The organism is Pseudomonas sp. P108 (assembly GCF_032613195.1).
Classification (GTDB): domain Bacteria; phylum Pseudomonadota; class Gammaproteobacteria; order Pseudomonadales; family Pseudomonadaceae; genus Aquipseudomonas.
Window position 1 is genome coordinate 3,763,556 of record NZ_CP126691.1, and the last position, 18,078, is coordinate 3,781,633.

The 18,078-nt window shown below is 53.3% G+C and carries 20 protein-coding genes; 13 read left to right on the top strand and 7 right to left on the bottom strand.

What is annotated here, in order from left to right; translation table 11 throughout:
- Positions 1-194: 194 nt before the first annotated feature.
- The 4 genes from sseB to QOM10_RS16500 all read left to right on the top strand — a co-directional run bounded on the left by sseB (position 195) and on the right by QOM10_RS16500 (position 2,868).
- A complete protein-coding gene (gene sseB, locus QOM10_RS16485; RefSeq protein ID WP_316916525.1) occupies positions 195-986 on the top strand; it encodes an enhanced serine sensitivity protein SseB in 792 nt (263 codons plus the stop codon).
- 201 nt (positions 987-1,187) lie between these two features.
- On the top strand, positions 1,188-1,565 hold the full coding sequence (locus QOM10_RS16490; RefSeq protein ID WP_127928262.1) for a c-type cytochrome: 378 nt from the start codon (positions 1,188-1,190) through the stop codon (positions 1,563-1,565).
- 67 nt (positions 1,566-1,632) lie between these two features.
- Positions 1,633-2,283, top strand: a complete 651-nt coding sequence (locus tag QOM10_RS16495) for a hypothetical protein (RefSeq protein WP_316916526.1) — start codon at positions 1,633-1,635, stop codon at positions 2,281-2,283.
- A 111-nt stretch (positions 2,284-2,394) separates the two neighbouring features.
- The gene (locus QOM10_RS16500; RefSeq protein ID WP_316916527.1) at positions 2,395-2,868 is read left to right on the top strand and encodes a hypothetical protein; all 474 of its coding nucleotides are present in this window, start codon (positions 2,395-2,397) and stop codon (positions 2,866-2,868) included.
- Positions 2,869-2,972: 104 nt separating this feature from the next.
- Here QOM10_RS16500 and msrA read toward each other — a convergent pair whose 3' ends face one another.
- Positions 2,973-3,479: a peptide-methionine (S)-S-oxide reductase MsrA gene (gene msrA / locus QOM10_RS16505; RefSeq protein ID WP_095118586.1), complete on the bottom strand. Its 507-nt coding sequence runs from the start codon at positions 3,477-3,479 to the stop codon at positions 2,973-2,975.
- A 93-nt stretch (positions 3,480-3,572) separates the two neighbouring features.
- Between msrA and QOM10_RS16510 the strand changes: the two genes are divergently transcribed.
- Positions 3,573-3,950, top strand: a complete 378-nt coding sequence (locus QOM10_RS16510) for a hypothetical protein (RefSeq protein ID WP_127928270.1) — start codon at positions 3,573-3,575, stop codon at positions 3,948-3,950.
- 86 nt (positions 3,951-4,036) lie between these two features.
- Here QOM10_RS16510 and QOM10_RS16515 read toward each other — a convergent pair whose 3' ends face one another.
- Entirely contained in the window at positions 4,037-5,254 is a 1,218-nt protein-coding gene (locus QOM10_RS16515; protein WP_316916528.1) for an MFS transporter, read from the bottom strand.
- Positions 5,255-5,385: 131 nt separating this feature from the next.
- On the opposite strand from QOM10_RS16515, the gene QOM10_RS16520 reads away from it, so the two are divergent.
- Positions 5,386-6,021, top strand: a complete 636-nt coding sequence (locus tag QOM10_RS16520) for a TetR/AcrR family transcriptional regulator (RefSeq protein ID WP_316916529.1) — start codon at positions 5,386-5,388, stop codon at positions 6,019-6,021.
- Positions 6,022-6,052: 31 nt separating this feature from the next.
- Here QOM10_RS16520 and QOM10_RS16525 read toward each other — a convergent pair whose 3' ends face one another.
- A complete protein-coding gene (locus QOM10_RS16525) occupies positions 6,053-6,418 on the bottom strand; it encodes a hypothetical protein (RefSeq protein WP_150751018.1) in 366 nt (121 codons plus the stop codon).
- Between the two features lie 190 nt (positions 6,419-6,608).
- Here QOM10_RS16525 and QOM10_RS16530 point away from each other — a divergent pair, with 190 nt between their 5' ends.
- Entirely contained in the window at positions 6,609-7,169 is a 561-nt protein-coding gene (locus QOM10_RS16530) for a hypothetical protein (protein ID WP_316916530.1), read from the top strand.
- 463 nt (positions 7,170-7,632) lie between these two features.
- Positions 7,633-7,995: a DUF6124 family protein gene (locus QOM10_RS16535; protein ID WP_316916531.1), complete on the top strand. Its 363-nt coding sequence runs from the start codon at positions 7,633-7,635 to the stop codon at positions 7,993-7,995.
- A 256-nt stretch (positions 7,996-8,251) separates the two neighbouring features.
- On the opposite strand, the gene QOM10_RS16540 is transcribed toward QOM10_RS16535, so the two are convergent.
- Positions 8,252-10,405 (bottom strand): hypothetical protein, encoded by a 2,154-nt coding sequence (locus QOM10_RS16540; protein WP_316916532.1) that lies wholly within the window; start codon positions 10,403-10,405, stop codon positions 8,252-8,254.
- Between the two features lie 453 nt (positions 10,406-10,858).
- Positions 10,859-11,182, bottom strand: coding sequence for a hypothetical protein (locus tag QOM10_RS16545; protein ID WP_316916533.1), 324 nt, complete (start codon positions 11,180-11,182; stop codon positions 10,859-10,861).
- A 60-nt stretch (positions 11,183-11,242) separates the two neighbouring features.
- Between QOM10_RS16545 and QOM10_RS16550 the strand changes: the two genes are divergently transcribed.
- From QOM10_RS16550 to QOM10_RS16560, 3 genes are read left to right on the top strand one after another with little or no spacing between them, the layout of a single operon-like run.
- Positions 11,243-11,452: a hypothetical protein gene (locus tag QOM10_RS16550; protein WP_316916534.1), complete on the top strand. Its 210-nt coding sequence runs from the start codon at positions 11,243-11,245 to the stop codon at positions 11,450-11,452.
- A gap of 59 nt (positions 11,453-11,511) precedes the next feature.
- Positions 11,512-12,156, top strand: a complete 645-nt coding sequence (locus QOM10_RS16555; protein WP_316916535.1) for a serine protease — start codon at positions 11,512-11,514, stop codon at positions 12,154-12,156.
- Positions 12,153-12,596: a hypothetical protein gene (locus tag QOM10_RS16560; RefSeq protein WP_316916536.1), complete on the top strand. Its 444-nt coding sequence runs from the start codon at positions 12,153-12,155 to the stop codon at positions 12,594-12,596. The genes QOM10_RS16555 and QOM10_RS16560 overlap by 4 nt, the downstream gene beginning before the upstream one ends.
- A gap of 238 nt (positions 12,597-12,834) precedes the next feature.
- Here QOM10_RS16560 and QOM10_RS16565 read toward each other — a convergent pair whose 3' ends face one another.
- Entirely contained in the window at positions 12,835-13,308 is a 474-nt protein-coding gene (locus tag QOM10_RS16565) for a hypothetical protein (protein ID WP_316916537.1), read from the bottom strand.
- Positions 13,309-13,902: 594 nt separating this feature from the next.
- Between QOM10_RS16565 and QOM10_RS16570 the strand changes: the two genes are divergently transcribed.
- A complete protein-coding gene (locus tag QOM10_RS16570) occupies positions 13,903-14,928 on the top strand; it encodes a hypothetical protein (RefSeq protein WP_316916538.1) in 1,026 nt (341 codons plus the stop codon).
- Positions 14,929-15,340: 412 nt separating this feature from the next.
- Here QOM10_RS16570 and QOM10_RS16575 read toward each other — a convergent pair whose 3' ends face one another.
- Entirely contained in the window at positions 15,341-16,150 is an 810-nt protein-coding gene (locus QOM10_RS16575) for a 2OG-Fe(II) oxygenase (RefSeq protein ID WP_316916539.1), read from the bottom strand.
- A gap of 267 nt (positions 16,151-16,417) precedes the next feature.
- Here QOM10_RS16575 and QOM10_RS16580 point away from each other — a divergent pair, with 267 nt between their 5' ends.
- Positions 16,418-17,389 carry an AraC family transcriptional regulator gene (locus QOM10_RS16580; RefSeq protein ID WP_316916540.1) on the top strand — a complete coding sequence of 324 codons (972 nt, stop codon included), beginning with the start codon at positions 16,418-16,420 and terminating at the stop codon, positions 17,387-17,389.
- The last annotated feature ends 689 nt before the right edge of the window (positions 17,390-18,078 follow it).

Consider the following 18,078-nt stretch of genomic DNA (forward strand, 5'->3'; position numbering starts at 1 on the left):
ATCTGTCGCGAAGAAGCTAACTGACCTACCGTCATCGCTTGCAGGCAAGCTCCCACAGTGATTTGCGCTGTACCCGAATTTTGTGATCTATACACAAACCTGTGGCAACAGGTTTGCCCGCGAAGGCGTCAGCCGAACACGCGTCGATGTAAATGTTCTATGCCCTGTTTCAGAACGAGTCACGGATGAACACCATGGATTCCCAACCAGAAAACCTGCTGGAAAAAAGCCTCAAACGGGCCGCCGACGAACCGGCACATCGTCCGGAGTTTTTCAACACTCTGTTGAATTCGAACGTTTACATTCTCGGCACCGCCGGAGAGGCAGACGGCCACGTCAATCTCGAAGCCGGCAGCAACATCAGCATCGCCCATTGGCAAAAACCGGATGGCACCCCGGTCATCCCGTTTTTCTCGTCCCTGCAAACACTGCAACAGTCCATCGACAGCGAGCAGACCTACCTCGAAATACCCGCCCGGTCGTTGTTCGAAATCACACTGGGCGCCCTGCTCTGTCTGAATCCGAAGTCGCCGTACGGCAAAGAGTTTTTCCCGCAAGAGGTGCACAATTTGCTCGCCGATGCCGTTGGCCAGACCGCCACGCAACGCACGGTCGAGAAAGAAACCAACGTGCTGCTCGGCCAGCCTGCCGAATACCCGTCACAAATGGTCCACTCGCTCACGCAACTGCTCGCCAAACATTCCAATGTGAAGCGCGGGTTTCTGGCGTTGATGCATGACACCTCGGTGGACGAAAAACCGCACTTGATCGTGGGCATTGAGGCGGACGGCGATATTGAGCGGGTTATGCGTGAGGCGGGCAATGTTGCCGGGGATACCGCGCCGCAGGGCGAGCCGGTTGATTTGTGCCGTGTGTCCCAAGGCGAAGCCGGCCTGAGTGATTACTTTCTCAGGGAAACCACGCCCTTCTATGAGCGCAAGTGGGGCAATAAACTGCGTTCTTTTCTGGGGTTTGGTAAAGCGTGATTGAACATGCACCGGGACCCTGGGTTCTCGACGAGACCGCCGAGGTCACGGCCGGACTTGCTGATTTGATCGCGGCGATTGCCAAAACCGAGCGATCGCAAATCCTATGAGTCCGGGTTGGAAACACGGGTTCACGCTTGAAAACTGAGTGATCGTAAAATGTGGACCGGGTTGACCGGTCCGCCACAAGGACCGTGAAAAATGAAAGTATTGCTCATCGCTTCGCTTGCAATTTTGTCGATAACTCAAACATCTTTGTCCTTCGCCGATAACGCCAATGGCAAAAATCTTTTTTTACAGCGATGTGCGGTGTGCCATGGAGCAGATATCAAGGCAACAGGCCCCTTGGCGAATAAAAGCCAACCGCCGACGCCTGACCTGACAACAGCCATCTTCAAGAAGCGACTGCATGATTATCCAGGCGTCATCGTCTCCTCGATCATTCTTCGCCCCAATGGCGACCTGATTCCAAGAACCCTGCGGGACAACGGCATAAAAATCGCGCCGCACGCCTGGAGCGTTCAGGACTTTCGCGACTTGAATCAATACATGAGTCGTGTGATTTCAGAGAGTCGGTGATTTGATAAAACGACGACGTTTGAACCGGAACACAACCCTCTCCAATGCCCACCGAGTCAGGAAATGAATGAACTTCACCGATGACATGGCGGCCGCTTTTCCTGCGGGCAATCCGCTGCCCGCACGCCTTCGCCAAGCACTTGAGTTGTTGGAAGCACATGGTTGCGTGCGCATTCACCGAGATGGCACGCGCTACATGACGCTGCATCCGGACCCTGCACACAGAGATGTAGCGACAACCGCTTTTTACCTGCCAGTACCTGCCGACACCGCCCGCTGGACTAACAGCGATGATCCTGACGTAAACCAGCGCCTGACCCTATTCCTCAGAACCGGTGGGGACGGCTCGTGGGCCGGGCTGTGGCTGGACGACAGCGGGCAACAGCGATTCGTCCATCTGGGATCAGGGTCCGGGTCAACGATGCTTTGCGTCCTGACCGACACGATTGAAGACTTGTTGAGGCTGTTGGCTATCGGTTACGACGAGCTCTGCTGGCCGGAGCAGTTTCAACTGACCCCGGATCAAGTACGCGAAGAAGAATACGCCGAAGACGATTACCCTCCTCCGCCTCTTCTGTTGCGAAGCCACGTCGAGCGAACGCTCGGGCTGAGCGTACCCGCGCGCGCAGCGGAACTGGTCCGCGGTACAGAGTGCATGGATGTGAGCGAGTCGAACGACCCCTTCTGGAACTGGCTCAAGCAGGTCAGTCGGCATTAATGCCGACACTGCTCGATCACTTCCACACTACCCCTAAACACTGTTTGGAATGAGAGACAGGGACACTTGTGGCGCTTTCTGCACTTACAGATCATTCAAGGAGAAATGCTCATGAGCATGAAAAAAATCATGCTGGCTGTATTGGCCGCTGCGGCACTGGCAGGTTGTGGGGGTAACCAGGACAAGGCGCAGGCGTTCGTCGAGTCCAGTGGCATGACCAAGCAATACGCCAGCATGGTCGAGACCGCGTCCAGCGGTTATGCGTCCCGCTACCCGATGCTCGAACACGAGCAAATTCGCAACGTTGTGCGAGAGAACATCAATCCTGACGACCTGAAGAGCATGGTCGTGGAAATCTATGCCAATCACTTCAACAACGAAGAGCTTGACCTGCTGACTCGCGCCAACCAGCATCCCGAGCAGGCGATGACGATCATCCTGAGTTCGAAAAAGGGCCGCGATCTGGCCGAAAAATTCATGGCCGTCCAGAGCACCCTCGCTAAAGATATGCGAGATGCAATGGCCGACAGCGATGAGGCGATCATCGATGCGCTGGATGATTTGAAGGATGAAGCGCAGGGCTAAAACGGCGCCATGGGCACTCGCCTCTTCGCGGGCTTGCCCGCGAAGTCGGAAACTCATTCAGCCTCGCAACCACTGAAGTGGCGCTGAATGAGCAGCGTGCCCCCTCACCCGCGCTTTGGCAGCTTCCAGTTCGGGCGAATGAAATGGCAGGTGTAGCCATTCGGAATACGTTCAAGGTAATCCTGATGCTCCGGCTCTGCTTCCCAGAACGGCCCCGCCGGTTCGATTTCGGTCACCACGCGGCCCGGCCACAGCTTTGAGGCGTCGACATCGGCAGCCGTGTCTTCAGCGACATCGCGCTGTTCTTCGCTGAGGTAGTAAATAGCCGAACGGTAGCTGCGACCGAGGTCGTTGCCCTGACGGTTGGGCGTGCTTGGGTCGTGAATCTGAAAGAAAAACTCGAGGATCTGTCGATAGCTGATCACCGCCGGATCGAAGGTGATTTCGATGGCCTCGGCGTGGTCGCCATGGTTGCGATAAGTAGCGTTCGGCACATCGCCGCCGGTGTAACCGACGCGAGTCTGCAACACGCCGGGATAGCGCCGCAGCAGATCCTGCATGCCCCAGAAGCAGCCGCCGGCGAGGATGGCGGTTTCGGTTTGAGTGGTCATGGGTTGTGGCTCCTCTCGGAAGTAGTACGCGAGTGTACTTTTACAGATCAGCGATGAGTACCATAAGCACAGATTTCAGACCAAGGAAACGCTATGCCGCTGCTCACATGGGACCCTTTTGACCTTATTGCTGCACTAGGCGTGATTCCCGATCAGGATGAGTATGAGACCTACCATCAGTACTTGATCGAACAGGGTTCCATCAGCCTGAAGCTGACGATCTGGCAATACGATTCAGATGTAGAGATTCAGGTTTGGGAAAAATCGTTACCCAACCCCATTATCAAATACACAATGCAGGGCTGCCCCGGTATCCGTGTCATTGACGATCAACGCGGGAAATTTGTTGAATTCGCCGCGTCGAACACCTTCTCCGGGCGATATGACGGTTACTCCGTGATTCCCTTTGGCCTGAGGTTGTGGGTGGATCCACAGATTTTTCTGGAGCCGTTCAGCTATCCCTCTGCTTAGCGACGGATGCATTCCAGTGCGACGTGAAAACATGGAACCTTCCGTCTGTATCGAGGCTAGCGATAATCCCGAAAATCGTCCGGGCATCAGTGCCCGGCAACCGCAGCCGCTCCAGCTACACGCGGCCCCGATCTGAACCCATGCACCCGCGCGCCGAAGGCAATGGCAAACCCTACGCTCACCAGCACCACCATGGCCCAGGGAAATGAGGCGACGCCCCAGCGGTCGAGCAACACCCCGCCGACCACCCCGCTGCCAGCAATCGCGCTGTTCCAAGCCACCACATTCAACGACAGCGCGACATCGGCGCCGTCACCGGCAGCATCCGCCAGTGCCGTCTGCAACAAAGTCGCCGCGCCGCCAAAACTCAATCCCCACACCAACACGCCGAGGTAAATCACCTGCGGTACACGCCCCCAAAAGCCAAACACCACGCAAACCAATGCAAACGTCGCCAGACTCACCAGCACTGTCTTGCGCAACAGCGGCTCAACCAGTTTCGCGGTCAGCCAGATCCCCGCCAACGCTGCGAGACCAAACACCAACAACACCAGATCTACACGATCCGCCAGCCCCGCCGGCGCCACAAACGGTGCGATGTAGGTGTAGAGAATGTTGTGCGCCAGCATCCAGCTGATCACCACCGCCAGCACCGGCCGCACACCCGGCGTGGTCAACACGCGGCGCAACGACAGACGCTGATGCGCAGGCTGCGGCGGATAATCCGGCACCTTCACCAACACCCAAACGATCAGTATCAACGTCAGGGCCGACATCAGGCCAAACGTCGTGCGCCATCCGACGAGGCCACCGAGCCATGTGCCGAGCGGCACGCCTAGTGACAGGGCAATCGGCGTACCGACCATGGCCAGTGCCAACGCTTTGCCCTGCTGATCAGGCTCAACCATGCGCCGCGCATAACCGGCCAACAAACTCCACGCCAACCCTGCCGCCACCCCCGCAAAGAAACGCGCCACCAGCGTCACACCATAGTGCGACGACAGCGCCGTGATCGAGTTGAACAGCAGAAAACCGACAATGGTCAGCAGCAACACATTGCGTCGACGCCAGCCACGAGTGGCAATGGTCATCGGAATCACCGCCAGCACCGAGCCCAGCGCATACGCGGTGACCATCTGCCCGGCCATCGAAGGTGAAATCGCCAAGCCTTCGCTGATCAGCGGCAACAGCCCGGCGGGCAGGGTTTCGGTGACGATGCAGATAAAACCGGTCATGGCCAGCGCCAGCAGCGCGCCGATGGGCAGGCGTTTCGGCGCCGCCGATAGAGTCAATGAAGGTGTCACGGGAAACTCCTTGAGTTTGGAAATTCAGACTTGCGTACCGATCGATATAAAATACTGGCGGCAGCCGAGGCACGTTGTCAACGACTTATGTATCGACTAGTATCCAAATCACTTTCCGAGGAGTTTCAGCTATGGCCAGAACCGGCCGCCCCCGCGCATTCGATCGCGACGACGCCGTCGACCAGGCCATGCAATTGTTCTGGCAACACGGCTACGACTCGACATCCCTTTCACTGTTGAAGGCTGAACTGGGCGGCGGCATTTCCGCACCGAGTTTCTACGCCGCGTTCGGCTCCAAAGAAGCCCTGTTCGACGAATGCGTGCAGCGTTACCTGGCGACCTTCGCCCAAGTCACCGAATGCCTGTGGGACCAAACCCTGCCGCCACGCCAAGCCATCGAAACCGCCCTGCGCCAATCGGCACGCATGCAATGCGACGACGGCCACCCGAAAGGCTGCATGGTCACCCTCGGCGTCATGAGCGCGCCGAGCCCGGAAAACGCCCACGTCGCTCAAGCCCTCACCCACTCCCGCGCCCGAACCCGCGCGGGGATTGTGGCGTGCGTCGAGCGTGGTGTGAGTGAAGGGCTGTTAGCGGACGACACGAACGCAGCCGCGATGGCGACGGTGTTCGATAGTTTCCTGCAGGGGATTTCCATCCTTGCTCGGGATGACACGCCGATCGAGAGCATTGATGCGGCGATTACGCAGGTGATGCGGACTTGGGATGTAGCGGCGGTGAGCGAGGCATCGGTGGAATTGCAGTGATTGCGGGCTCGCGTAGCTAAAAACCAGTCGGCTACGCGACCACTTCAACATAACTCGACTCCCCGCCCCCCTCGGCCCCCGACAACCACCCCCACACAAACCGCAACGTCGTCCGCCCCGCCTCATCAACCCCCACCACGCCCCGCGACCAACCCGCGCGAATCTCGCCATCCGTGGTGATGCACTGATAAAGCAGCTCGATACTATCCGGCCCGGTCACCCGCCCAACCTGGTTGCCCATGCGAATATGCCCACCCGCATAAGTCCCCCAAACCGCCGCGCCTTCGACGAAGTAGTGAAACACCGTGCGCGCATCGGACAAGCCCTGAGCGTTATTCGCCACGGAAAACCGGCGGTTGTGCAAACGCTCGGTGACTTGCGAAAAAGCAGATTCCATAAACCACACATCCTTAGTCGAGAAGATCCATTCCAGCCTGCGGGCATCCTAATCCATTACCTCCGCGCAGCAAGGCGCTACAGGCGTTTTCTGCCAACCCAACCGCACCGCCACGTTTGACGGTCTTACCCGCCCCACCTAGTCTGCCCAAAACACCCTGACAGCCAAAACCGAGTTCACGAGAGGCAAGATGAGCAACTTCCCGATCGTCGCCACCGTCCTCTCGATGATCCTCGGACTCTCCGTCACCCGCCTGCTGCTCGGTGCATTAACGGTGTTCCGCATCCGCCGCGTCGCCAAGCCAGATTGGGTAGCGCTGGTCTGGGCGGTGATGCTGTTTACCATGCAGCTGCAATTCTGGTGGGCCGTCAACGCACTGTCGGCGGTGAAACAGACCTTCTCGTTTCTCGAATTTCTACTGTTGGTGATGCTGACACTGTCGCTGTTCGTCACGGCGGCGTTGCTGCTGCCGAGCCGTAGTGAGGATGAGCAGCACGGGTTGCGCGTGTATTTCGAACAGGATGGGCGCTATGCATTGCTGTCGCTGTCCACATATCTGTGCTTGGGGCTGATCGTCAATGTCACGTTGTTTGAGGCTTCGCCGGTGGCGCTTTGGGGTTTGCTGGATGTGATCATGATTGCGTTGCCGATTGGCGCGTTTGTGGCTCGGTCGCGTACAGCGTATGCGGGGGTTACGCTGATTTATGTGCCGATCAATATCATCGACACGCTGATTTCGCTGGCGAATTAAGTCCCCCCTGTAGCGAGAGGACTTGCCTCCGATGGATCGCGAAACGGCCCCCGCTCATCCACTCTCCGAAGACATCGCAAAAACAACTCAAACTGCCCTGTTGAAGCAATTCCTGGACTTTGTTTAAAGACACCCCAAGTTACGTCATCCCAACCTACAACGCCTTGCGCCGTTGCCTACGACTACGCCAGAATCCGCCGGCTTGTGCGCCTTGGATGCGGGTTCTATTGTGGGTCGGTCACTGAATAGCAGTGATCGGGTTTGGTAGCCCGTGTATACAAGGTGCGCAATTTCACTATTGGCGAAGGTCTTCGCCTCGGCTTTATGGTGGTCATGCGCAGGGCGCTTTCGAGCGCGCCGGTTTTCCTTGTGTCCCGGTCTACCAACCTGTGCATGGCCGCCACCCATCGTTTGGTAGCGAGTGGGTGATGGCTCCTTTTAAGCGACACAAGGGAGTTACATCATGTTCAAGATCACACCGAATCCGCCAGAAACCGATCCGATTGCGGGCGACGAATCCCCAGACGCAAAGAAATTCAACGAAGCCGTCGACCGTGCCCTCTCCCACTACCTCGGGCCTGCCCCGGAAATCATGCTCACCCCGTACCAAACCAACACAATGTTTATCGCCAACCCGAACACCAAGACTGAGGAATTGCTGGTGAATGCCAGTGAATCACTCGGCTCGGCCTCGGTGATGCTGGGCGATGTGATCGGTCTGGTTCACGGACCGGCACGCAAGACACTGCAAGGCATTGCGCAGGTGGTAATGCTTGGGGAGTTGGCGGTGAATCGGGCGTTGGATAAGGTGGTGCCGGTGGAATAAACGGCGCTCTAACCATGGCGGCGGCTAGCTGCCGCCATGGCGAAATGAACCTGAAAAAACAGGAGCAAAACGGCAGGTTTCGGCCAATAGCTGCCTGTCAAAATGGGCAGCTATTGGGCGGTTGGGACATTGAAATTTGGCAGCGAAAGTCGGACGATAGTTCTTAACTACCTTTCCACCAGATCCAGAAAAGACCAGAGTCTCATCTGGAATGCCTATAGCGCCATCGCCGTCCCAGTCTTCTATAACCACCCTGCTAACCTCTATTATTAGCACGTCCCTTCCTAGCAGCCTTATTGGCTTTTTTTCTTTTCTCCTGTTTTATTTTATCAGCAGGCTTAACTTTTCCAGCCTTCGCATTTGACAGCCCTGACTTCAAAAACTTTGAAACCTGGTTGGAGCTTAGGTCTTTCCGGCGGTAATCTGTAACCTTCGCACATGCTTTAGCTGATAAACATTCAATTTTAGGTGCAAGCTCGTAGTTGTGTCGGGCCAACTCCAGCTGCGGAGGGAGCTTAAGGTAGGCAATAAACTCGTCTGGTGTAGGCTTGCGTCCTTTCCAAAGCCTATGCAGTGCAGTGCGCGCTTGCGGACCTTTTCCATCTAGCTGCCCTTTGGTTACCTTAATAGACGATGAGCTAAAGAACCTTGACAGTATCGAATCGTCCACTACGTAAACGCCATCAAGATAGCCATATGCAAATGGCATAGCATTTACCAAGCAAAAAATCGGTTCTTTTCCAACCGCCTCAGGGAAATCTTTTGTTAAAATATCTGGATAGTCAATTAGCCCCTGCTTTAATCGCTCCACCTGCGCCAGATGAGCATCCAGTTCGTGATTGAAACGGTAGGTTGCGATAGGATTCCCCAAAGGTAAGCCTCTATTTTTACACTCAAGGAAGAAGACGTAATTCCCCCATGTGAAAGCCACGTCGTAATCAAATTCGTGCTCACCCTTAGACCCTCGCCATACTTTCAAATTTCGAGCTTTAAAACCATAGCGACGCAGCATTGAGATCGTAGCGGCCTCAAAGAGCTTTCCTTTATCTTCAAATGTAGTTCCGTAGTTAGCTAAATTTGACATCAGAATTTTTGTTAGATCCGCCCCGACCAAAGAAGACCCGAAAAGAATATAACATCCATCCCTGGTCTTCACTAAAGGCTGATCATACAAATCACGACTCGAACGATAAAATGTCGCACGACTAATAAATGCATCAGCTGCCAGACTTGACAGCCCGCACCGCATTAGCTCCGCATGTATGCGATCAAAGCTGACCCGAGGAAAGTATGTGTGCTGCTCCTTTTCTAAGACATCAACATAGCACTTAAGTACTGCGTAGCCTCGAAGAAGCTCAGTAACAGTCAATTCACCCGAAACCAGTTTAAATGTATTCAGCTTTGTGAGATGGGCGTACATCAAAGATGCATGCATCTCATAAACCGATATATACTTCTTGGGCGGTAAGGCAACAAACTCACCAGCAGGCCCCACCTTACTTAAGGCATTTGTTTCTCTAATTAATTTTTGAAAATTTTGCGTTAAAATCTCATCTAGCCGCTCATTGGCCAGGATATCTAAAGTCTCTGCCCTTTTTTCCGGTACAAAATCAAATGCTACACAAACGTCGTCGGGTATTTGAGGGCCACCTTCTTCTAAGACCTTGGCCTTCCAAGACGAGATCCCGTCAGGAGCTAGCGTCAGCGTCCCATTAAGAAACCTAACCCGCTCATCAAGATTTTTCCATAAGCGCCACAAATTAGCATTACGGAGGTTTGCAACTATTGCGTCTACAGATTCAGTGGCAACCTCCACCAAATCAGGGAGCACTATCCGGTTGTCTTCGTCAAACCACCCCTGACGGTATGCCTCCAACATAACTATGTCGCCCGCCGCAGCTGTAAGCCCATTTGCAACCGCGTCAGGATCGTATTTTTCCTGATTTTTTCCAGTCAGGTTCCTGCCATGCCCCATGACAACATTACTGGATCTGTTATTGCGATCTAAATCATCAAGCATCAGGCGAACAGATTTATCTAAAGCAACGAATGCAGCAGAAACTCGCTGCTCTGGAGTAAGAGCAGCCGTAGCCAGAGTAGGCACAACCGAGTGAATTTCGATATACCCTTGGTCAATTATTAAAAATTCAGTGCGCATTTCTGATATTGCATCTGCCGCCTCTGAAACTCCGACAGCCGAGTAATAATCGCTCATCTGCTCCAGGAAGCGATCTCGCTTAATACCGTTATCACCGGGCCTACGGCGTACAAATGAATCTGAGTGCCAAACCAACTGCAAGATACTCAAGCAACTTTCGGTATCGGCTGGCAAATTATCCAGCTGTTGCTTACATTTTTTCCAGTCCAGTTTTCTGAGCGAATCCCTAATCCCTTCAAACTTATCTGCCATGATTTTCCTTAACACTCAAATTCATAATAAACTGAAAAAACCAGACTCTATCACATCACCCAAGCCATCGCCTCAGGAGCAACTTGCCAAGACTAAGATTTTATCCGATCACATTTCAGAACCACGCTTTTTGACACATCATTAGATAGTATCCACGCAGGCTCCCACTCAACCATTCCCTGCAACAAGATACCCATGCCACAAGCGAAAGTAACTCACCTCCATTGAAATTTTGAATGGCTGACTCGCATCACTGATGCCCGCGATGATGCTCTCGTCGCATCCGCTCACGGCATTCGCTAGTCAACAAGGCCATAACGAACTGACCGTCTAAATGACCTCGGGTACAGACGCAATTGGCCGACCTCGACTGTCCGCGCTATGTCCATACGATAACTCTGGCCCTACCGACCTCTACTGATGAATGAATCGCTCCCGGGTTCGCAGACGCGCTCAATCCTCAAAATCATGCCTTAGTAAACGTCCGCTGCTGGCCGGAGCTGCCGCTATCAAACGTCGGCTTCTGGCCGAAAGCGGCCGCAGGCTGGCTCCGATGATGGATTGGACTGATTCTCCACCAAGCGCCAGAAGATAAATACCCATAGCGGCCACGAAAAACTTCCGTACCAATTTCGTACCAGCAGTATTTGCACACCATTGAATTCCGCTTCCTCCCTCATCACCCGTAGCAAATTTTAAGCAGCCGTTTTCGGCTCCAATCATGAGCACTGTCGCTGCTGTCCAGTGCCCTGTTGCATTTGGAACAGCTTTCGTCAATCCATCCGTTCCGTGAAACGTTTAAGCTGCTACGCTTTCCTTTTTCACAGTAGCATCGCTATGCTGGACACAGACTTGCTCCCTTCCCTACTGTACAAAATCAATGAAAACCAGCTCGCCTTGGAAGCTGCCATTTTGGAACTTTCAAATTGGCTTGAGCAGCGTGGCTATACCGAGGTGGCCGACAATGTCCGCGAGGCTTTGGCGGCAACCCACCGCAATGAGGAATTCATCAAGTTGACGCTTGCGGTGTTGATGACGCCAGAGTAAACCGCGACGGTACGAACCATCTTATAAATCACAGCTACTTAACCAAGAGGCGTGTAACCATGGACGATATAATCCACCAAGTTTTTGCACTTGGCCGAATTCAACCACAGGGAGTTCAGTTCTTAGGCACGTGCTTCACAGTAGCTACGGATGGTAGACTTGCAACTGCAAACCATGTACTTGGCAATAACGCTCAAAATCTCGTAATCGCACTTCCGAAAATCAATAGCTTTAATGACTATCAGGATACTACAAACAACCGATTTGAAGTGTTACCTGTAGATATTGTAGAAGTTGACCCCACTCGTGACATTGCAATACTAAAGATAAGGGATGCATCCACAAAAATCACACCAATCGGCTCTCTAGATGAAATCAAAACAGGAGAAAACCTTGAAATATATGGCTTCCCACACTGCCCAGATGGAAGGAACGTTTTAACCTTCCAAGTGACAACACTCGGCGCAAAAATACTATTAGAATCTAGCAGCATAAAATCAAAACATGCGGTTCTTAACGTTCAGGCGCGGCCAGGCCAATCGGGCTCAATGGTTCTATCGAGAGAAACTGGACGCATAAGCGGCATTCTGATTGGCGCATACGCCCCAGGTGGTGGTGCCATTCTAATTGGAAACGTTAATCCATCCGCCATACATCAGACAACACACGTCATTTCAGCCCATTACATAAGAGATATGCTATGAGCGAGCTAGTAGAGATTTCGTTTAGCCTTGATGAAACTCTTGCAACTCTCAAACCATACCAGAAAAACACAATAGAACTGTTGATAGAGAAGTATGGAGAAGAAGGTGCAGCACAACAATGGCTTGCCGCCAGTGGCGCCAGTGGCACTGAGAAGTTTGGTGGCGAACAGTTAGACTCTCGCCCCTTCTGGAATAGCCTCTCGTATGAATTCCAGCTATTCATCTGTGGAGATGAGAAATACAAAAGCGACCGAGATAAGCTAATGGAATACGGAAAGCCAACAGCCGCGCTTGCAGTAACTTTCATTAGCGGTCTTATTGCTGGCACATTAGGAATTGCTGCTGCAGCAATAACCCCAGTCATTTCGATTCTGTTAGCGATTGTTTCAAAGATGACTGCCAACGCTTGGTGCGCAACTAGAGTGGGCAAGGAGGTCTGAATCTCCCAGGCTGGATCTCACCCCGACTGTGTTGGAGTACTAGCGCAAAAAAGCCCTACAACCCCGCAAATAAAGGGCTGTAGGGCTTTTTTGACATATCGAGATTATTGTTAATTTTGCATTAAATGGCATTGGTTGGCGTCCGATTTACCCCATTTTTGCCCTATAGAATTTTAGGCAGCATCAATTCATCAAGCTCCCACTCGCTCGCCGATCAAAGCCTGCCGACCATCGAACACTACGCAGTGGTTGCGCTCAATCGCTCCAATAAATCACTAACCTTTCTCTCGGCGACGCCCTGATTGCGTGTCAGCTTCTCAATGCTCGGCTCGATAAGCCGAATATACTCGCGGCATTTCTTTTCATTGAACGCATCCACATTCATCTGAACATCTTCAGCCAGGGCCACTGCATCACGAATACATAGGTCCAAATGGTCGCGTTGACTGTTCAGGAATTCGAGCATTAATGCTGCCTCTGCCGAGCCAGCAAGGAAGCAAAGACCGACTCGTTGAATCAATGAGTTATTCTCGTGATTGAGCTTGTACCACGCGGATCGCGCAACTTCTGCTTTGAGCAGCACGTTTTGACGTAGAGCAAAAAGGTCATGGGCTTTCGTCCTATTCAACGCACGCACGGCAACCCACAAGCTCAGCAAGGCCACAAGCACGGCCACCAAATCAACCTGAGAAGCGCCTTCAAAACCCATCATGTTCACCTACCAATGGAATGTTCATAGGATAACGCGAGCGATCGCGAGCGCAGCATTTCCGTTGGAGGGGGCGAATGCGGCAGTCTGGAATGCGCTTGCTAGCCGAGGCATGGATAGGGATTCGAACCCCTTCTGGATCCTCAAGAGGCCGCTGTAGTCCACCAAAAACAGTGCTTTCGTTCTTCCCCGCAGGCGTCCAGCGGACCCAAGCGGCCTCCCATATGCCCTAATTTTGCTAAACGGGTACGACGGCTTTCGGCCAGAAGCGGACCTTTGATCTGTCAGAAACATTGCTGTCCTTCGGCCAACTGGAAAGGCGACGGTGATTTCATTTGGCTTTTGCAAGCTTCGGTAGAGCGCTCTTTTGCCGACTCGGCGGATTTACTTCCGCTTACCAGCATATTTGATATCGGAAAAGCTCATCTGACTCATGCACAAGGCTAGTTGGCGTGGGCGAATGAAAGGGACTTCTGTAGAGGTCATGCGACCAGTGCTGACTTGACCGGAGAACATTAAAGTTTCTGCCTCTTACTCCGATAATATGGAGCGATACCTCATCGCAAACACACGTTTTTATTCAGGATCATAGTGATAATGAAAAATCAGAAGCTGACGAGTAATACTGTTTCAGGGGGGTCGCAGTCAGTTGGTAGAGGTGAGAACCTTCGCGACCTTATGAAGCGCATTGCATTAGTTGGCGCTACCCTTTGCTTTTTACTTTTTATCATCCCGAGTCATTGGCGGTTTGTATATTTTTCTACAAGTATGTTTTTTCTAGCGGTTGGGGTCGGGGTTAGGGTGATGCAAATTTTCCACCCAGGAAAATATGAATTTATCGAATTCTGGGGAGGGGTAGTAACCTGGTACGAAAATCTTGAGCGTCGCCATCAACTTTACCTTAATGTCATCCTATGCATCCCTGTTCTTGGTTATTTTTACTTGCTGGACGCGAATAATTTATTCGCACCGGTCGCTATGTTGTTTTTTATTTATTGCCTAGGCGTTGCTGCGTATGATGTTTATCGCATCTACGCAATCCTTTATGAAACCTCGGTGGGCAAGGGGCTTATTGCCATCGCATTTGCTATTGGCTCTAATCTCGCATTCAGCATCGCGGGAAACATTATCGGCGGGATGACTCATGTACCACCTATAACTTTTCCGCATACTTTGTCTTTTTTGGCAATCTTTGCGATCCCATTTCTTTTTATTGCTGCGGGAGCAATTTTTATCCCAGTCTCTATTGTAATGGCTCCCCTTCTCATTTATGCATCGAGCTTCGCGAAAAAAGCACCACGACTTACAAAGTGGTTTTTAGGGGTTGAGCTTAATGATAAAGGAAGTCGCTACATTGTTGCGACGGTGATTTTTCAGATAGTTTTTTATTCGGCCGTTGGAGCGTTCACACCAGCAACATTCCTCCTTCTGCTAAATCGATACAACCAACAAATAGAATTGGCAATTGGAAATTCGATATACGAATTCGACATGTATCCCGGCACCGAATGCAAGACGGCTTTTAGCTATCGCCAAGCATCGCTAGGCGACGAGAACTATGTTCTGGCAAGCAAACAATCAACGGGAATAACGTTTGAACCGCCCAAAAAATGCGCTCTCTGACAGGCCCTTGCTAGCGTGGTATTTCAGAATGAATGCGAAAAAGAAGCCCCTGGCGGTGACGTGGGGGCCTCACGCACAAACGTCCTGACCGGGTTAGCTCAATGCTAGCCTTGCTGTCCGTACAATCCTCTTCGGCATCGCGGTGATGCATCACTGCGGCGTCTTTTCATAGTACCTTGAGGAAGCTTCAATCGCGTTTCCCCGGTCGCACAGAATCTTCAAAACGGTGTGCTTCTCATCATGAACAACATTGTGTGAAGGGCTGCTTTGGGGCGAAAGAGTCTTCGGAACTGACCGCTTTTGGCCGGCAGCGGTCGCTTGCAAATGTCCTCTTCTGGCCGAAAGCTGATCCAGCACCAGTTGCTCACCACCCAGTCCAAAAAACGGCTGCTTCCCTGATTACGCAGCCTCCTCACCCCTTCTTCTTAAACAATTTATTCAAGTAATACCTCAAACTCCACCGATCCTTCGGCCTCGGTTTGTAATGGGTTTTGTTTCTTTGCGAAGGATCAACCCCCACCCCACTCGCCGTGTAGTAATAAAGCGCAATCGACCGCCGAGTGATGTGCTCCGGCGTAGTCAACGGCTCCGGATGCCCATGATTGCTGTCCTTATCCGTATTGAAAATCACACACCGGTTATAAATCGGCAGCACCTTCTTCAGGCACTTCTTCATCCCCACATCCCAAAGCTCCAGGTTGCCGCCGTACGCCTCCTGCCAGTCCTCGGTCAGGTAAATGATCACGTTCAGCCGTCGCTCAACGTTGAGCTTTTTGTTCAGCCGAAAATCCGAGTGCACGCCGAGGAAGCCGCCGGTTTTGGTTTCGTGCAGGCCGCCGCCGGCGAAATAAGGGTCAGGAATCAGCCCTTGAATGCCGGTAAGTTTTTCGAGGAATTCCAGCATCGGTGCGGAGTTGAAGGTGTTGAATACGTTCTTCAGGTACGGGCTGCAGGCGTTGGGGCTGATCTGGCGTTTGAGTTGGCCTTTGTAGCCGCGCTCATAGGTCTGTTCGTTGTTGGTCGGTTCGACCGGGAAGTGTTCGCGGATGCTGGCGATGACGTCTGCTTGCAGGAAGTTATCGATGACGATGTGCGGGAATGGCGTGGCTTGGGTGTATTCGTGGGTCAGCGATTCGCCGAAAGCGCTGGCGGCGGTTTGGTCGAAGTCGAGTTCGGGGGTCAGGGTCAGGGTGATGGGGAGTGTTTGCGTGTTGGCTTGCATTGCCGCTCCAATTAACTTGAATGCTTTCAGGTCTCGGTAAACAAGGCTGGGCGCTGGGCGCGGTGCCTTTGTTTTTTGCTGAGTACGAATGCGAGCAGGTTGCCATGTTGGCCTTTGCCTGCCGAGTGTCCTTTTTCCTAAACGTGGTGCGGCGCTGTAACGACATGTTTCTGACTGTCACAAACGCGTCATATTGCCTCTGTTAATCTCCTCGGCGCCCTGCCCTACACCCCAGTCCTAGAGCCCCCAACCGAAGGTGCCGCCAAGGTGTTTCCGACTCCCGTTCGCCAGCCAATCATCCTGCGCTCCGACAATCTCCGTTCCGATGACTTCGGCGCGCTGTTCTCCCGATTCTTCGGCAACCGATATTCCGACTCCCCGCCGCTGCCGTCGAACATCATTATCGGCGGCGTTTACGGGCGGCACGATGGCGTCAGTTTCCGGCGCATGCATTACCACGGCGATTTCAGTGTTTCGTTTCCCGATCCGCAGGATGAGATCACGTTTGTGATCCCCACGGCGGGCAAGATTGTTTTCAATCACGCGACCGAGTCCATCGGTGTGACGCATGTGGGTCTGGCGGTTGATAAGGCCGATATTCGTTCGATGCGCTTTGTTGATGATCATGCGCATCACGGCATGTCGATCAATCGCCATCAACTCACCGAGCGGTTGTCGGCGCTGTTGGATAAACCGATTCTGCAGAAGATTGTTTTTGAGCCGAGCGTGGATCTGAATTCGGCGGCGTTTCGGGGGATCAAGGCGTTGATTGATCTGGCCACGGGGACGGAGTTTGATTTGTTGATCAACAGCGGGACGTTGATGCCGTCGCGGTTGCGCGAGATGTTGATTGATGCGGTGCTGGAGGCTTGGCCGCATAACTTTTCCGAGGCGTTGCGGCGGCCGACGGCGATGGTTGCGCCTCGGCATGTGAAGTTGGCGGTGGAGTTTATTCAGGCGCATCCGGAGCAGTTGGTGAGTGGTGTGGATCTGGCGCGGTTGAGCCATGTGAGTCAGCGCGCATTGCAGGAGGGCTTTCGGCGGTTTGTCGGGATGTCGATTGTGGCGTATCAGCGGCAGGTGCGGCTGGAGCGGGCTTATGAGGTTTTGAAACGGCGGGGTTCGGGCTCGGTGACTGAGGTGGCGTTGCGATTTGGGTTTAGTAATGTGGGGCGGTTTTGTCGGTATTTTCAGGGGGCTTACGGAGTGAGTCCGGCGGAGTTTCGGGCTCGGGGGTGATTGGGTAACAGGTTTGCAAGGTAACTTGTGGTGAAAAGATTTAGCTAAACGTCGCACCGCTCCGATGGGTCGCTAAGCGTGGGGATGGCACACGCCGGCGCGGTTGATCGAGGAGTGGGCGCGGGGGCGTTTGACCGAGTTGGCCAGTTGATTTTGCGGTAACTGCTTTCCCCTCACCCTAGCCCTCTCCCCAAGGAGAGGGAACCGAGCCGGGGATATTGAAGATCTACACCGACCTGAGAGTCTTGCTTTGAATCCATAATCGCCTCGATCTTTCAGGTCGATGCATGACGCAAGACGCCTCGGTCAGCCCCCTCTCCCACAACTTCATATACAAGCGCAAGGGACACTCGCAGGTTTTGTGGTGGGGCCGCCCCTCATCGGAACGCCGCCGCCCATCCCTCTCCCGAGGGAGAGGGAGCCGATTGGCGGGCTTTTCAAAATTTGAGCTCGACTCGGTATGCCACGTCGGTGTAACTCTTCCAATCCACGCCGTCAGTCCCCTCTCCCTTCGGGAGAGGGTTAGGGTGAGGGGCTTTTGATTGGCTGCTTTGGATGGAATCAAATTTGTGGGAGCGAGCTTGCTCGCGAAGGCGCTGGGTCAGTCGATGTTGGTGTTGACTGGACTGGCGCTTTCGCGAGCAGGCTCGCTCCCACATTGGGTTTTGGGGTGTTTGTTGGATTGAGGG

Coding starts and splice junctions, on each gene's coding strand:
- msrA (WP_095118586.1), bottom strand. CDS start 3,479: ATGACCACTCAAACCGAAACCGCCATCCTCGCCGGCGGCTGCTTCTGG.
- QOM10_RS16550 (WP_316916534.1), top strand. CDS start 11,243: ATGCTGGACACAGACTTGCTCCCTTCCCTACTGTACAAAATCAATGAA.
- QOM10_RS16495 (WP_316916526.1), top strand. CDS start 1,633: ATGAACTTCACCGATGACATGGCGGCCGCTTTTCCTGCGGGCAATCCG.
- QOM10_RS16520 (WP_316916529.1), top strand. CDS start 5,386: ATGGCCAGAACCGGCCGCCCCCGCGCATTCGATCGCGACGACGCCGTC.
- QOM10_RS16500 (WP_316916527.1), top strand. CDS start 2,395: ATGAGCATGAAAAAAATCATGCTGGCTGTATTGGCCGCTGCGGCACTG.
- QOM10_RS16555 (WP_316916535.1), top strand. CDS start 11,512: ATGGACGATATAATCCACCAAGTTTTTGCACTTGGCCGAATTCAACCA.
- QOM10_RS16570 (WP_316916538.1), top strand. CDS start 13,903: ATGAAAAATCAGAAGCTGACGAGTAATACTGTTTCAGGGGGGTCGCAG.
- QOM10_RS16510 (WP_127928270.1), top strand. CDS start 3,573: ATGCCGCTGCTCACATGGGACCCTTTTGACCTTATTGCTGCACTAGGC.
- QOM10_RS16530 (WP_316916530.1), top strand. CDS start 6,609: ATGAGCAACTTCCCGATCGTCGCCACCGTCCTCTCGATGATCCTCGGA.
- QOM10_RS16575 (WP_316916539.1), bottom strand. CDS start 16,150: ATGCAAGCCAACACGCAAACACTCCCCATCACCCTGACCCTGACCCCC.
- QOM10_RS16535 (WP_316916531.1), top strand. CDS start 7,633: ATGTTCAAGATCACACCGAATCCGCCAGAAACCGATCCGATTGCGGGC.
- sseB (WP_316916525.1), top strand. CDS start 195: ATGGATTCCCAACCAGAAAACCTGCTGGAAAAAAGCCTCAAACGGGCC.
- QOM10_RS16525 (WP_150751018.1), bottom strand. CDS start 6,418: ATGGAATCTGCTTTTTCGCAAGTCACCGAGCGTTTGCACAACCGCCGG.
- QOM10_RS16540 (WP_316916532.1), bottom strand. CDS start 10,405: ATGGCAGATAAGTTTGAAGGGATTAGGGATTCGCTCAGAAAACTGGAC.
- QOM10_RS16565 (WP_316916537.1), bottom strand. CDS start 13,308: ATGATGGGTTTTGAAGGCGCTTCTCAGGTTGATTTGGTGGCCGTGCTT.
- QOM10_RS16560 (WP_316916536.1), top strand. CDS start 12,153: ATGAGCGAGCTAGTAGAGATTTCGTTTAGCCTTGATGAAACTCTTGCA.
- QOM10_RS16490 (WP_127928262.1), top strand. CDS start 1,188: ATGAAAGTATTGCTCATCGCTTCGCTTGCAATTTTGTCGATAACTCAA.